Here is a 15,698-nt window from a genome sequence, read left to right as displayed (position 1 = left end):
AGCACTAACAGCTAGAGGTTTTCATATCACATCAGATCGATAAGTTGACGACGCAGCTATAGATTGGGACTTTCAGTCCCTTCTTTAACCTCTGGACTTGCAGTCCAGAGTGGTTAAGTTTAATAATATTATCTTATGAATATTATGAATTTGGAATAACTAAAGTCATTTAAGCTTAATAGTTGATTTTTTCACTTGTAAATTATTATTCAATTTAGCTTGTTCTCATTTTTTGTTTAAGCAATGAATTTCTCAAGACTTTAGTTTCAGTAATAAACTAGAAAAATCGCAATACCATTATTCTTTCCTGACTAATCCACCTTTTGTTTTTGAAATTCTGGTGTGCTTATGCTTTGAACTAATCCACCCTTTAAAAGGTAAGAAAAATGCCACAAAAATGTTGTTGTAATCTTCTTTGTTATTTAAACCTGTTGCTGGGAATTCATTTTTTTGAGGATGATAGTAGGTCCCAAAAAAAATATCCCATAAAGGAAAAAATGCCGAGAAGTTTTTATCTAAGTGTTCAACTTTGAATGAATGGTGGATTCGGTGATATTGAGGTCCAGTGATTATACGTGAAGCTGTACCTAAATGTAGTCTCAAATTCATATGGATAAATTGCAACCATAAGATCTCAATAAGGGATAAGACTCCTAATGGTAAGCCATTAAATTGGATCAATATTCCTAATGGTAAACCCAAAAATATCAGTACTAAGGGTTCTTCTAACCAATGAACTCGACGAGTGCTTGTGACATTTAGCGAAAGTTCACTGTGATGAAGTTTATGTTGTTCCCACAGGAATGAACTAGTATGTTGTAGGCGATGAAACCAATAATAGAAAAAATCAACAAGAAATAAGTACAGTAGTGAAAGCAACAATACTGACCAGGAGTTGTGGGGGGCCTGAAGGTCTATTAGTGATCCTCCAAGCGAATCACGAATGGTAGGAACTAGTATGCTTATACCAATTGCCTGAAAACCGAAGACTATTAAGCTGTAAAGAACAAACCACCTTAGGTTAAACCAAAGGTGAGATCTAGGTTGGTCAGATTCAACAGGCCTGATTCTCTCTACCATAAAGAAGCAGCCGTAAATTGCAAAAGAAGTGACTATATATTTTGTGAATTCAAGGGCAGGAGTTAACCCTCTCATTAGGAACTGTATTGTATTTAGTGCTTGTATGAAAAAGGGCATTTGGATATCGTTGAATGGGTTGGATCTATAAGTTGCCAACGGCTGAGACTGAATTGGTCTAGGGTAGCAATAGCTGAATTCTGTTCAAATCTGAGGCTGCCATCTGTGGTTCCACCAAATTTTTCACACACGCCCTTATGAGCATCTACCAGTGAGAAGTAAGCTTGTATGAACTTTTGGTGCTGGGGCTGGAGGTCATTGGGTAGCGTTGCGAATATCGGACGTAGGCGTTTCCATATTTGCATGAGTGCGGCATGCTCCCAAGACATCAATCCGCTAAAATTCGTAGCGCGCACTTGAGGGGGAGTCATTGATTCACGAACCATTTGATAGGCTTCACGACTGAAGCTACCCGCCAACTCCATGGAAGCTCCAGAAGCTAGAAGCAGCTTAGTCGCAGTGGAGAGTTCTGTTTGAGCTTGATCTAGATTGCCAAGGGCTAACTGGGCTTCAAATCTTCGCAGGCTAATAATAAGTCCCTGAACGTTGATAAAGAACGACCAATGGAATCCTTGCCATATTGATTGAGGAGTTGGTTGGGTCATCATTCGAGATTAAACACTCTGGTTAGCAGGTGGACATAGCATAAGAAGCCTTGCTTTTGTTGATCTATCTGCTGGGGATCGAGCTGGGGGCTCTGGTAGCAAAGGGCCATGAACCGATGACAGTTTGTCAGCAGACCCCTGACAAGACAAAGGGCTGTTTCATGAGATTCAACATGGTTCACGCGGAAGTACTGGTCATAGTCATCAACCTCCTCTGTGGAGAGAGCTGTCTTTGTAGAACTGGGCTTTGCGAGTTGGGTTTTTGGCGTTTCTAGATGAGAAAGAATCGTCTCAATTTGTGACAGAGCCTGGATAAATGTTGGTGCATTAATGGCATTTACAAGCTGATCTAGGCATTGTTGAATCCGTTGTTTTTCTGGCTCGCTCAACTGGCACTCTAGGGGAATATCCCATGGTACGAGCAGATCTAGAGTATCGAACGAGTTATCCGGAGTCACAGAAAGTTCCTTAGCAGCTTGCTTAGAATGCCTTCCCAGCGTTATGGCAACTTGACTAGTCATTGGTGGACTGCTCTTCTTGAGGTGGTGTGGCCATTATTTTTTGAAGACTTAAAGGGCGCATGTCTGTCCAAACTTCAGCAATGTAGTCGAGGCACTCTTGTTTGGATCCTTGTTTGCCTTCTGCGCGCCAACCCCAAGGAATTTCTTTGAATTCTGGCCAAATGGAGTAGCGTCCTTCATCACTGATGACAACTCTATATATTGTTTCGGTTGATTCGGTCATAATTTTTTTTGTGTATAAAACAAATGTAGATATGGAACATAGTTAAAGGTAGTTGGCTTCAAAAAGGGCCATGAGTCCCTCTGTGAAGGCAATATAAATCGCATCAATATCTTCTTGAGTGTGGGCGGTGGAGAGGAACCCTCCTTTATCCCCGCTGCGAAGATGGATACCTCGATTGAGGAGGTGGTATGAAAGGAGATTGAGTGCAAGGGGGGAGATATTGCTATGGGTCAGTGCGATCGCAAAAAATGAACCAAACTGCGTAAAGCGAACGGGCAAGCAGGCAGTTGCAGTAAAGTCATTCAGTCGAGCTACCAAATCAACCGTTTTTTGGGTGAGTTCAGCTTGAAGTGATGGTCCAGCAGCCTTGAGATGGCTGAGTGCCGCTTCTGAAGCAGCTAGCGCCAGGGGATGCTTGCAGAAGGTGCCCGCAAAGAATGTGGTTGGCACCTGAGGGACCGAGTCATCGCTGTAGTGCCACACACCGCCATCAATGTGGTCCATAAACCGTGCAGCTCCGGCAATGATTGAAAGCGGCAAACCACCCCCGGCAATTTTGCTATAGGTGGTGATGTCAGCCTGAATGTCAAAATAAGCCTGAGCGCCACCGGGATGAATACGAAATCCAGTCACCATCTCATCAAAAATAAGAGTAATATTGTGAGTCTGGGTAAGATCTCGCAACTCCTGTAGAAATTCTTGAGGCTGTAGTTCAGGGCAACGACTTTGGACAGGTTCAACGAGGACTGCCGCGAGATCATTGCGATGGGCTTTGATCACCGCAAGGGATTGAGGATTGCCGTACTCCAGAATGATGACATCGCGGGCGACGGCGGCAGGTACACCGAGGGCAGCAGGGACCGCTCGAGTATTAAGGCGCTGTTTCAGTAGCCAGTTGAGGGGAGCTAGCCAAGATTTAGCACCAGTGACGCGCACTGCCTTTTTACGGGCGTATTCACTGATTGGAGCCCGCATTAGCGCTGCATCGAAATGACCGTGATAGGAATTCGTAAACACGGCAATCTTAGATCGGCGAGTCGCGGTGCGGGCAATGCGTACTGCCGTCATTACAGCCTCTGTTCCGGTGTTGCTGAAGGTTACCCGCTCCATGCCGGTTAGGTCACGGATAAGCTGGGCAACGGCTCCCACTCGCTCTGATTGAGGACCGATCGCCATCCCCCTCTGTAGCTGCTCAGTAATCGCTGCCTGAACAAAGGCAGGATTATGGCCAAAGAGATAAGTCCCCAGCCCCATGAGAATGTCGATATATTCATTGCCGTCGATGTCCCAAAGTCTTGAACCCTGAGATCGTGCTGCCACCACTGGGTAGCACATCTCCTTGGTTTCGGGGGAGAAGTTAAAACCAATAGAGCTTTTATCTGCCAGCAAGGAGCGGTTGTCTGCTGCAAACTGCTTTGATTGAGCTGTGCGCTGGGTATAGCGATCAATAATCGACTGCAGGTGGGCTTGGTGAGTGGTAGAAGTGAGAGTCATAGGTTAGAAGGGAATGCGGATATCAGGCAATGGAGTTGTTCGCTTGAGTCGAGGCATTCGTCAGTGACACTGAGGATGGTTTGGTGCAGATAAAGTGAGCCGAGTGATTGTTGTCAATTTCCGAGTGACCGTCGATGGTCTGCAGATCAATATTTGTAAATCCCACCTGTGCCAGAGTGTCTTTGACCGCATCAATAGAGTGGCCCTTGATGGGATAAGTCAGGGTTAACTGTTGCCAGTGTGGTTCAAAGCGATTAAAGTTCTGCAGCAGTTTAAGGCGCAACCCAATAAAACGAGGATGACTCAGAATTTTGTAGAGTAACCGTCTTAGGAAGGACAGAATTTGGCCCAAACCTTCTGGGGGATGGCCAGCTTGGTAAATTTTGACGATAAATGCCCCTTCGGTGTTTTGGGGGTCGTAGTGAGGAGTGATCATCCAGGCATAGCGGCGACGGATTTCCCCTTCGGTGGGTTGACCGCGCCACCAGCGTTTAAGCTGTCCAGGGTGGTTAAGATCGAAGACGAATAGGCTCCCGCTTTTAAGGGTTGCATAAACCCGCTCGAAGACTTGGCGCAGATCCGTCAGACTCATGAGGTGATTGAGAGAAGCGCTGGTGGAAAAGGCCCCATCAAAGGCCGTTTCAGACTCAAACTGGCGGGCATCTTCTAGCAGATAGGTGGCCTGAGGTGCATTTTGGCGGGCATAGGTCAGCATCTCTTCCGAACCATCAAGGCCTGTAACCTGATATCCAGCATTGACTAGGGGCTGAATTAACTGACCTGTGCCGCAGCAAAGGTCCAAAATCCGTCCCTGATCAGGGATATGGGGCAGAAAGACCCGCTTAAGCAGGTTGAGCTGAGGCTGACTATAGTCGGGGCCAACGGTTTCGTTGTAGAGCCAAGCCCAGTTGTTGTAGTCGGTATAGCGGTCAGTCATAGGAAAAAATCGGGGTCAAGAAGTGAAAGGTAGATTTAGGCAGGGACCGGGGGTGGCGACAGCGTTCCGGTTTCGATCATGGTGTTGAGATAAGTCTCAAAGAGCACTTGATTTAGGGTGGGTGGCTTAAAGGGAGCGGCCTCTAAGGCTGTATCAGTTTGCTGGGTATCGAAGGGGAGTTCGAGCTGACGGGATTTACTCGTTGTTGCAGTTTCCTGACGGGAGGCAAAGAGAGAGACGAGCGGGTAAAGAGCGTGGGTGCGGTCGCCCTGGGCAATCTCCATCAATTTCTGGAACCAGGTGGCGTAGGGGACGCGCTCAATGGGATAGCCCACCCCATGGCAAGCAGAAAAGATGAGGTCAGATGATGTTGGTTGAGGGTGAATCAAATGAAAGGCTTTGCCAATGGAAGTTTGCTGCAGTGATAGGTAAACCATGATCTTGCTGACGTAGTCCACTGGCAGTATGTCTAGCGGCATTTCACCGTCAGGAGCCATACCGGATTGCACATAGCCCTGCATTAACCGATAGAGAAAATCGTTGCGGTTAAAGACGCCGGTTTGGCTATGGCCAGAAATGGGGCCAGGACGATAGATGGTGACGGGAAGGTGGCGATCTCGGGCTTGAGCCACTAGTTGCTCGGCTACCCATTTACTGCGGTTATATCCCCCTGTTGGGACCGGGTAAGCACTGAGGTCATCCTGTTCATAGATTTTGGCCTGTCCCGTTAGGGGTGTGGGCGGTAAGACGCTCAGGGTCGAGGTGTAGTGCAGGGGTTTAGGATGTCCATGACAGGCTAACCGGATAATTTCACGGGTGCCGTCAACATTGGTGGCCTTAAGCTGGGTGTAGGGAGAAATATGGTGAACCTGAGCGCCGTTGTGATAGATGCTGTCTACCTGCTCAGCTAGAGTGGAGAACTGGGTTTCTGATAGTCCTAAGTAAGGCTGGGATAAATCCCCTACAACAGGGACCAGCCGGGCAGCAAAGCTGGGGTTCCAAATTTGATAGTCCGATAGGCACTGCTTGAATTTGTCTAAGTTGAGATCGCGCACCAGACAATGGATCTGGGCATCGGTTTGCTGCAATAGCTCAAAGAGAAGGAAGGCTCCAAGAAAACCCGTTGCTCCGGTCAAGAAAATAGTTTTAGGAGAAGACGAGACCCTGGCAACAGCAGCCGATGGCGTAATATCGGCGGGCAAAATCCGATCTTGCTGCCAGTCGGGTTGCTGAGCTGAGGATTGATCTACAGATGATCCTGATGCCTGTACCGTGCTGCCTTTGAGCAAAGCGATAATGGTGGGTTTATGCTCCTTGAGCTGAGCAGTAAGCTCCGGGGTTAGAGCCCCTTTTGGGGCACTGCAGCGGAGGGTATCTTCCTCTAGCCAGAGACGAATATCTAGGCTTTGCAGCTGAGTAAGGAAAGGAGTGAGGTCGTCATTAGGCATAGGTGTTGCAGGGGAAATAGACGTTAAAGGCTGCTGAGAAACTGGCTTTTGTTGCTTGGGTAATCGCGGTACAAATTCAGGCACTGGGGTAATAACTGGTTTAACGGAAATTGGGGCACTGGTTCTGCAAGGGGGCTGACCTGGTGGCAGCTCGATTTCTTTATGGCCTAACAAGCGTTCGCTGATCCGATTTTGCTGCTGACAGTGTTCTACAAGCTGACTGGATTCTTGGATAGGAGCTGAGTCTGGGGTGTAGTCAATGGAGGTGATATAGGTAAGCCAGGGTTCTTGGCCCATCGCGTAGACATAAACTTGCTGAGGATTGAGTTGATTGATCAGGTCTAGAGCCCGATCGCAGTTAGAGCCATCCAGACGTCGAGTTTGGGCCTGCTGATAGGCAGTGGGTTGGAGCAGTAGGGGGCCATAGGCCCAGGTAAAGGGAGCACCATCACATTCCATGCCGATAAACAGCAAATCTAGATCACCCAGTAGGTGATGGATGTGAGCATAGAGAGTTGAATCGAGGTTGTTAGAGTCAGCCGCACAAAGGATGGAGCGACCTTTGAGGGTAATCCAGTAAGCATTTTTGGTGGCAATATTGAGATCGCCATGTTCCCCCAACACGGGAATGCTGATGATTTCACCATCGGGAAGGGGGATGCTGTCTAGCTCATCTAGGGTGGAAACCTGAGAGAAGCCAATCTGTTGCAGGGCCAGTTTTAATGATGGATCGAGGAGAGAACCTTTTTGACCGCTGGGGACAATAAGGTGCTTAATTTTATGCCGAAGCTGCAGCAGTGTCTCCAGCATGACGTGGTCCTGATGGTTGTGGGTAATCAGAGCATAGTCAATGGTTTCGGGCAAGTCACTATAGCTATAGCGAGCCATCCCTGTGGGATGTTCATAGCTGATGAGGGGATCGCAAAGAATGGAGACCTCTGCTGTCTCAATCAGAACGCAGGCATGGCCCATATAGCGAACTCTGACCCCGCTACCTAGATAGGGAGATCGCTGGCGCGGTGGTTCTGAGGTAAAGAGCTGTTCGAACAGAGTGCGATCGCAATTTCGAATCTCAAGTAGCGCAGCTATCGCCTGCACCGACTGGGGCTGATGACGCATCTGAAACAGCTGATCTAAGCGCCCATCGGCAAAGGGAATCGATAGGAACAGGCTGTTGTCATCGGGCAGTCGAGGTGTACTCATCACAAAGGCCCGCTGGTCACAATCAGCATCTAGATGTAATGCCAGGCTTTGCTGGGCTGGACTATAGTACTCGCTGCGATAGAGCAATCCTTCAATCCAGCGGATGGATGGGTTATTTTGGGCGTCATACGCCAGCTCGACATAACCCTTCAGTGCATCGGGAAGATCGGCATAGAGGGGTTCCAGCGACTCACCGGGGGAATGGTTGGCTAGTTGACCCGTAAGGGTGGCGATCGCCTTACTCAAGCCCACCAACCGAGTCTGCTCTACCTTTGTTTTCTCCAGCAAAGCTTTAATCTCACCTACCCGGTTGGGAGCGTGCTGAATAAACGGTCCTCCCTGCATCGCTGGATTGCGTAAGGTTGCAGCATGGACCGCTGGCGCATCTACAAAGGACTGCATAATGCGCAGTTGCGATTCCGTTAAATATCGAGCCGCAGTTGCGGGCGGAATAAGATAGCTCCAGGCATACCACTGATTGATTAGCGGTTCTGCGATCACGCTTGGTTTGAGGTAGGCGCTCATATGGCGATTTCCTCCCGGTCTTCATCGCTGTCAATGGGTTGCTGCATCTGGCTGAGACGTTGCTTCTGCTCAACACGCTGGGCGAGAGCTGCACCGGTGGGGGCCTCAAACAGATCAATCACGGTAATTTCCACTTGAAACTGATTGAGTAGCTGAGCCACAAGCTGGGTGGCCAACAGCGAATGACCGCCCAGCTCAAAGAAGTCATCATAGATACCCACCGATTCTAGGGAAAGGACCTGAGCAAAAATCTCAGCCAGCACTTGCTCTGTTTGACTGCGAGGTGCTACCTGATCTTGGGTAGAAATAACAGTGGGTGCAGGTAGGGCTTGAGTATCAACTTTGCCATTGGGCGTCAACGGTAGGGTCGGTAGCCACATAAACACTGACGGCACCATATATTGAGGTAATGTTTCGGCAATAAATTGACGCACCTCAACTGGGGTTGCCTGGGTTCTCTCTTGAATGGGGATGCCATAGGCCACTAGACTTTTGCTGCCTGCGTCCTCGCGCACAATCACGACACTAGCCTTGACGTCTGGGTGGGACTGAAGAACCCGCTCTACTTCCCCTAACTCAATGCGAAAACCACGAATTTTGGTCTGGTTATCAATCCGGCCTAAAATCTTAATTCGGCCATTGGGAAGATATTCTGCTAAGTCACCTGTTTTATAAAGCGTCGACTGGGCATTGTTTATATGATCGGGATTGACAAAGGGGGTGGGGATAAATCGCTCTGCCGTTAGATCGGGTCGATGTAAATACCCACGAGCCAAGCCCACCCCCCCAATATGAAGTTCTCCCGGTACACCAATCGGTAATAGTTGGAGATTGTCATCCAAGATATAGAGCTGCTTATTGGTGCTAGGCAATAGCGTGGGCTCAACGGGGTGACCACTGCCGCAGGGCACCATACTAGCGTTCACTGTAGTTTCAGTGGGCCCATAGGCATTGATAAATAGACGATTTTGGCTCCAGGTTGCAATGAGCTCAGGACTGGGTGCTTCGCCGCCCACTAAGACCATCCGCAGATCGGGGAAGTTGTCGGTGGGCACGCTCACTAAGGCCGAGGGCGTCAGAGTAATGTGGGTGACCTGGTGGCGTTGAAGCAAAGCCTTCAGATCGGGTCCGGGAAGGAGCATTGTTGCAGAGGCTAGCAGCAGCTTAGAGCCTGTGGCTAGGGCCATGATGATCTCTGGAATGGAGGCATCAAAGCTAAAGGAGAAAAACTGTAGGATACAGTCACCGGGACAGACCTGACAGACCCGAATTTTATCTTCAGTCAGGTTCACTAACCCACCATGTGGAATCAGGACGCCCTTGGGCTTGCCTGTCGAACCAGAGGTATAAATCAAATAGGCTAAATGATCGGGACCAACCGTATGGGTTGGATTAGTATCGGGTTGATGTTGAGGCCAGTCGGTATCGAGATTGATGCGCTGAGCTGGGGTGCTCAAAGAAATCTGACTATGGGTGAGCAGAATGGTGACCTGAGCATCCGTGAGCATATAGTCCAGGCGCTCAGGAGGATAGGCAGGGTCAAGGGGGAGATAGGCACCGCCCGCCTTGAGCACGGCCAGCATGGCGATGATCATATCAAGGGAGCGATCGACGCAGATACCGACAATGCTTTCAGGGCCAATTTCTAAAGACTGAAGATAGTGGGCTAACTGATTGCTGCGCTGGTTAAGTTCGGTGTAGGAGAGTTTCTGAGCTTCGTTGCCGTTGTCATAGATGAGAGCGATTGCTTCAGGCCATTGCTTCACCTGCTCTTCAAATAAATAGTGGAAACAGCTGGTGCGATAGGGTTTCTGGGTTTGGTTCCAGTCCTCAAGCTGCTGCTGACATTCGGTTTCCGTCAACATCGGCAGCTCGCAAAGGGGCTGTTCTGGCGTCGCAACAATGGATGCCAGCAGGGTTTGAAAATGGACGACCATCTGCTGAATCGTTTCAGCTTTGAACAGGTCGCAGTTATATTCAAAACCGCCCACGATGCCCTCCGGTGTCTCATAGAGATCGACGCTAAGGTCCAGCTTGGCAGTGGTAACTGGCTGAGAGAGACGCTTAAAGGTCAATCCCGGTAGGCTCAGGGTCTCCTGGGGCGCATTTTCAAGGCGAAACTTAACCTGAAACAGGGGACTATGGCTTAGATCTCGCTCTGGCTGGAGGGCTTCAACCAGTTTTTCAAAGGGAAGATCTTGATGGTCGTAAGCCTCAAGGGTGGTGGCTTTCACCTGCTGCAGGAATGATTGAAAGCTGGATTGAGGAGTAAGCTGTGATCGCAGCACCAGGGTATTCACAAACAACCCGATCAGCCCCTCCACTTCGGCTCGCTGACGATTGGCGACGGGGGTGCCCACCACGACATCAGTCTGACTGGTATAGCGATACAGTAAGACCTTAAAGGTCGCTAGCAATGTCATAAACAGAGTGGTGGACTGCTGCTGCGCTAAATCATTGAGTTTCTGACTGAGCTCCGGCGACAGAGAGAATTGTTCCACTGCACCTCGATAAGTTTGCACCCTGGACCGAGAACCATCAGTCGGTAGTTGCAGTACGGGTAGATTGTCGTCTAACTGCTGTCGCCAATAGTCTAGCTGGTGTTCGAGCTGTTCTCCCTGTAGCCACTGGCGTTGCCACAGGGCAAAGTCGGCATACTGAATCGGCAATTCCGGCAGTGAAGCCGTTTGGCCCATCAAGGCAGCTCGGTAGCCTGCTCCCAACTCCTGCACCAAAATCTCCATCGACCAGCCATCGGCAATAATATGATGCAGGGTAAATAGCACCATTGATAGTGTCTCGCTGAGTTTCAGGAGCGTAACACGCAATAGTTGATCTTGACTCAGATCAAAGGACTTTTGGGCATCAGTAACGGCAAACTCTCGGATTTGGGCTTCAGGGTCAGGAGCACCCTGAAGATCGATTTGGACAATTCTCACCGGCTCTGGTTTACCAGTCACCTGCTCTGGCTGACCATTTCGGGTTACAAATCGGGTCCGTAATACTTCGTGGCGGCATACAATCTCATTCAGGCTTTGGGTCAACGCCGCTATATCTAGGAATCCCTCTACCTCAATTGCCATCGGCAAATTATAGACAGCTAGATCGGGCTGCATCTGATTGAGAAACCAGAGACGCTGTTGAGCAAAGGAGAGTGGTAGCTGTTCGGGACGCTCCGCAGGCTTGAGGGGAGGCAAACTGGGCTGGGCCTGCTGTAGGAAGGCTACAATCTCAGCTTTACGGGCTTTGAGTTCGGCATTAAAGCCATCGGTGAGCAGTTCCTCGGGACCACTACACCGCAGCCGCTCTCCGTCTAACCACAGTTTGATATCCTGCCGGGCTAGACCAGCTAGGTAGTTGGCAATGGCTGAGGTGTTGGGAGTCAGAATCTCAGAGCTCATAACTCAATCTCCTTATAACCAGCGGTGGGCTGAGACGGTGGAGTGGCGGCGATACTCAGCGCATCAATATGAATCGCTAGGGTCTCAATCGTGGGATAGGTAAATAAACTATGAAGGGGCAAATCAAGGTTAAACTGTTGGCGCAGACGGGTATTGGCACGGGTTGCGCTGAGGGAATGACCGCCTAACTCAAAAAAGTTGTCGTCAATACTGAGGTCTTCGATTTGGAGAATAGCGGTCCAAATATTTGCGATCGCAACTTCCGTGGGATTACGAGGCGGCACTTTTTCTCCCTCCCCTTCCTGCTCAGGCAGCGGCAGGGAACGTCGATCCAGCTTGCCGTTAGGGGTCAAAGGTAAGGCATCTAGCATCACCCACCGTTGGGGGATAAAACCACTCGGTAAACGCTGCTGCAAAAACGTTGTTAATGCTTTTTTCTCTGATGGTGTCTCCTCTAGATCACCTACAACGTAGGCCACTAGAGCAGGACCAGAGGGCAGATCCTCTCGCAATAACACGGCTGTTTGACTGATATTAGGATGCTCAGCCAGTACGGACTCAACCTCCCCTAGCTCCATGCGTACACCCCTAAGCTTGATCTGGGAGTCTTGACGATTTAAATATTCAATCCCTCCATCTGAGCGATAACGAGCCAGATCACCGGTTTTATATAGCACTGAATATTCACTGTCGCTCTCCCGATCCGCAAAGGGGTTCGGTATAAACCGCTCCGCTGTTAGAGCGGGCTGATTTAGATAACCACGGGCCACGCCAGTGCCGCTAATGTAAAGCTCTCCTGGAATGCCGACGGGCACAGGGTTATAATCTTGGTCCAGTAGGTAAATCCGAGTGTTGGCAATCGGGTGACCAATAGGAACTGAGCCCTCTCCTGGCTGACAGCGCCAAGCCGTTACATCAATGGCAGCCTCCGTCGGTCCGTAGAGGTTATGGAGTTCTGCATCAGGGAACTGCTCAAAAAACTGCCTCTGAAGTTCTGGCGATAGGGCTTCACCACTACATATCACCTGCTTTAGGGAGGGGCAGGCGCTAGGTGCTTCTAAGAACGCCGCCAGCATACTGGGCACAAAATGCAGAGTAGTAATGTTTTGCTGACGGAAAATGTCAACTAAGTAGGCATTATCTTTATGACCACCTGGTTTCGCAACCACTAGCGTCGCGCCGTTGAGCAGCGGCCAAAAGAGTTCCCAAACAGAGACATCGAAACTGAGAGGCGTCTTTTGGAGAACGCGATCGCCGATTGATAATGCATAGGTCTCCTGCATCCATTGCAAACGGTTCACTAAACCCCGATGGGTATTAATGACCCCCTTGGGTTGCCCCGTGGAGCCGGACGTATAGATGATATAGACACTGTTATCAGGGTGGAGTAGACGTTGCGGCTCTGTGGTAGGAGAATGGGTTCCTGCAGAAACATCAATCAATGGAGCAATTGAAGGCAGCGTGGGTAAAAGTGTTGATTGGTCCGTGAGGACTGCAGCAACAGCGGCATCTTCTAACATCCACTGCAGACGTGCTTGGGGATAGCTGGGGTCAAGGGGAACATAGGTTGCCCCAGCTTTGACGACAGCGAGAATCGCCACCATCATGGCGACGGATCGCTCTAGGTAAATCGCCACTCGATGTTCAGGACCTATTCCCTGCTTTTGTAGCCGATGAGCGAGCTGATTAGCCCGTTGGTGGAGTTCTCGGTAAGTCAGTGTTACTTCATCAACAATCAGCGCTACTGCTTCTGGTGTTTTCTCCGCTTGGGCAAACAGCAAATCGGGCAACGTCTGATGGAGAGGATAGTCAGTATCCGTTTGATTCCATGCCCTTATCTGATCTTGCTCCGCCTTGGAAAGCAAGGTGATTGCTGGCAAAGAGCTATGGGGCTGTTCTGCTAGTGTCACGATGAGTCGGCTGAAATGCTCTAGGAAGCGTTCGATTGCATCAGCAGAAATTTGCTCAGTCCGATATTTGGCGGTGAGGGTTAGACTGTCGCCGACAGAGACCAGGAGGGTCAGTGGAAAATGAGTCCATTCATTAAACTGAAGTGACTCTAGCTCAAATGCCGTTTGTCCTTGGAATAGCTCTGCTGAAACCGGATAGCTTTCAAATACCAGCAGACAGTCAAACAGCGATCGCCCTCCATTGACCCAGCCTTGGATATCCCGCAGCGAAACATAGTCGTAGGCTGTGGTTTCTGACTGCTGGGTGCTGAGTCTTTGGAGCCATGCCAACACCGTCTGCTGGCGCTTGACTTTAACCCGCACAGGCAGCGTATTGATAAACAGCCCCACGGTGGTTAGTGACCCTGTTAGATCCGGTGGACGCCCCGCGTAGGTGGCTCCAAATACCGCGTCATCGGTATTGCAGTAGCGGCTCAGGAGCAAGCCCAAGGCTCCCTGAACCAGATTGTTAAGGGTTAGTTGATGCTGCTGGCAAAAGTTCCGCAACCTTTTGGTAACTGCTGCCGAAAGACATTTCTGTCGGTCTGCCAGAGAATTTGAAGAGGTTCCCTCGACTGCTTTGCCGAGCTTCAAGATGGGGAGTGCTGTCGGTTCCCACCAGCCGTCTAGGTAGGTTTTCCAGAAATTCTGGGCGGCAGCGGGGTCTTGCCGATTGAGCCAAGCAATATAGTTGCCGTAGGAAGGCGGTGTGGGTATTGCAATGGTGGGTAACGTGCCGATGTCGGCAAAGTACTGCTGAAAAACATCCTTGAGGACCTGGCCTGTGGACCAGCCATCGAGAATCAGATGGTGATAGCACCAAATCAGATGATAGCGGTTGTCCCCCAGAGCAACCCAGGTTAAACGCATCAGTGGGGGCTGGTTCAAGTTAAAGGGTTCGTCACGGTTGCAGGCTAGGAGAATCTCTAGTTTGGCCGTCTGCTCCCTTGGAGATAGGGTTTGCCAGTCCTGTTCTACCCAGGGCAGGGAGAGCTGTCGATACACCACTTGAAAGGGTTGATCTCGCTGTTCCCAGTAAAAACCAGTGCGGAGGATATCATGGTGTTCAAGGGTTGTTTGCCAAGCCTGTCGAAGGATTTGGCTATCCAAGACCCCAGAAAAGGTCAGCACCACTTGCGGCATATAAGTACCCGCTTGGGGAGTCAGCAGTGTGTGAAATAACAGCCCTTCCTGCATGGGGGACAGGGGATACATATTAGCGATCGCATGGCGCTTTGAGGACTTAGGAGTTGTTGTCGTCATCCGTCCTGTCCCCCCACAATCGAGAAATCTAAAGTATCAAGCAGCTGATCTAGCTCGTCCTGCGCCAATGCCATCTGCGGAAAATCAGCGGGGCTATAGCCTGGATCGGTATCGGCAGATAAACAATATTCCATCAACCCCCTGAGCTGCTCCACATGGGCTCGTGCTAAGTCGGAAATCGTTCCTTGACGATGCAGCCTTCGACTGTAGGTCCAGTGCAGCTTCAGATGTCCCTGGCTGATAACTGCATTTATTTCAATCAGCACATCGCGGCAACCATAAGGGCTTCGAGATGACCCTGTGGATTCAGGGGCTGAGGTAAACCACTCAGAGTTTGCAAACAGCTGATCCGTTTGGCCTAAATAGTTAAATCGAATGGGGGTTTCTGTCGCCGGAACGGCATGACCCTGAAGATAGCGTAAAATACCATACCCCAGTCCTTGATCAGGAACGGATCTCACGGTTTCTTTAACCGCTTTGATGATTGCCCCCAGCTCTTCTTGCTCCGGTAGTTTGATCAATAGGGGATAGAGGGCGGTTAACCAGCCTACGGTACGGGATAGATCCAGATCATCGGGTCGCCCATGCCCTTCTACCGCAAGGCGGAGGGTTGGACCAGCCCAAGGCTTAAGAGCAAGTCCTAGGGCAGTCAGCAGCAGATCATTCATTTGAACGGGGTAGGCCGCAGGAACTTCTTGGAGCAAGCACCGTGTTTCATCAACGGTTAGGGCGACTGAAAACGTTTCTGCCTGGGCCATTGTGTTGTCGCCACCTGCAAAATCAACGGGCAGGGGCGCTAACTCAGCCTGGGTAACGGTATGCCAATAGGGAATTTCTGACGATCGCTCTAAGGTCTGTAATCGCTCAACCCAATCCTTTGTAGAAAATGACTTCAACGGCAATTGGGCCGTTCCAGCTTGGTGGAGTTGAAGATAAAGTAACTGTAAATCTTCTAACAGTATCCGCCAGGAAATTCCATCAACGATGAGATG

At 49.9% G+C, this 15,698-nt stretch carries 10 protein-coding genes; all 10 read right to left on the bottom strand.

The window, feature by feature from the left end:
* Window positions 1–297: 297 nt before the first annotated feature.
* Complete coding sequence (locus Q0991_RS03495; RefSeq protein ID WP_299485554.1) at window positions 298–1,155, bottom strand: sterol desaturase family protein; 858 nt, start codon at window positions 1,153–1,155, stop codon at window positions 298–300.
* A gap of 17 nt (window positions 1,156–1,172) precedes the next feature.
* Complete coding sequence (locus tag Q0991_RS03490; RefSeq protein WP_299485552.1) at window positions 1,173–1,742, bottom strand: siderophore biosynthesis protein; 570 nt, start codon at window positions 1,740–1,742, stop codon at window positions 1,173–1,175.
* Window positions 1,742–2,263, bottom strand: a complete 522-nt coding sequence (locus tag Q0991_RS03485; protein WP_299485550.1) for a hypothetical protein — start codon at window positions 2,261–2,263, stop codon at window positions 1,742–1,744. Before Q0991_RS03485 ends, Q0991_RS03490 begins: the two co-directional genes overlap by 1 nt.
* Window positions 2,256–2,486, bottom strand: a complete 231-nt coding sequence (locus tag Q0991_RS03480) for an MbtH family NRPS accessory protein (protein ID WP_299485549.1) — start codon at window positions 2,484–2,486, stop codon at window positions 2,256–2,258. Before Q0991_RS03480 ends, Q0991_RS03485 begins: the two co-directional genes overlap by 8 nt.
* A 42-nt stretch (window positions 2,487–2,528) precedes the next feature.
* The gene (locus Q0991_RS03475) at window positions 2,529–3,980 is read right to left on the bottom strand and encodes an aspartate aminotransferase family protein (RefSeq protein WP_299485547.1); all 1,452 of its coding nucleotides are present in this window, start codon (window positions 3,978–3,980) and stop codon (window positions 2,529–2,531) included.
* A 22-nt stretch (window positions 3,981–4,002) separates the two neighbouring features.
* On the bottom strand, window positions 4,003–4,917 hold the full coding sequence (locus tag Q0991_RS03470; protein ID WP_299485545.1) for a class I SAM-dependent methyltransferase: 915 nt from the start codon (window positions 4,915–4,917) through the stop codon (window positions 4,003–4,005).
* Window positions 4,918–4,952: 35 nt separating this feature from the next.
* Window positions 4,953–8,093 carry a thioester reductase domain-containing protein gene (locus tag Q0991_RS03465; protein WP_299485543.1) on the bottom strand — a complete coding sequence of 1,047 codons (3,141 nt, stop codon included), beginning with the start codon at window positions 8,091–8,093 and terminating at the stop codon, window positions 4,953–4,955.
* Window positions 8,090–11,494, bottom strand: coding sequence for an amino acid adenylation domain-containing protein (locus Q0991_RS03460; RefSeq protein WP_299485541.1), 3,405 nt, complete (start codon window positions 11,492–11,494; stop codon window positions 8,090–8,092). Before Q0991_RS03460 ends, Q0991_RS03465 begins: the two co-directional genes overlap by 4 nt.
* Complete coding sequence (locus Q0991_RS03455) at window positions 11,491–14,706, bottom strand: amino acid adenylation domain-containing protein (RefSeq protein ID WP_299485540.1); 3,216 nt, start codon at window positions 14,704–14,706, stop codon at window positions 11,491–11,493. The genes Q0991_RS03460 and Q0991_RS03455 overlap by 4 nt, the downstream gene beginning before the upstream one ends.
* The coding region (locus Q0991_RS03450; RefSeq protein ID WP_299485538.1) for a condensation domain-containing protein at window positions 14,703–15,698 on the bottom strand (996 nt) is incomplete at its 5' end. The genes Q0991_RS03450 and Q0991_RS03455, both read right to left, overlap by 4 nt.

It is taken from the genome of Acaryochloris sp. IP29b_bin.137, from assembly GCF_028285745.1.
GTDB lineage: Bacteria > Cyanobacteriota > Cyanobacteriia > Thermosynechococcales > Thermosynechococcaceae > Acaryochloris.
The sequence above is the reverse complement of the archived record's forward strand: the minus strand, read 5'-3'. Positions and strand labels throughout refer to the sequence as shown.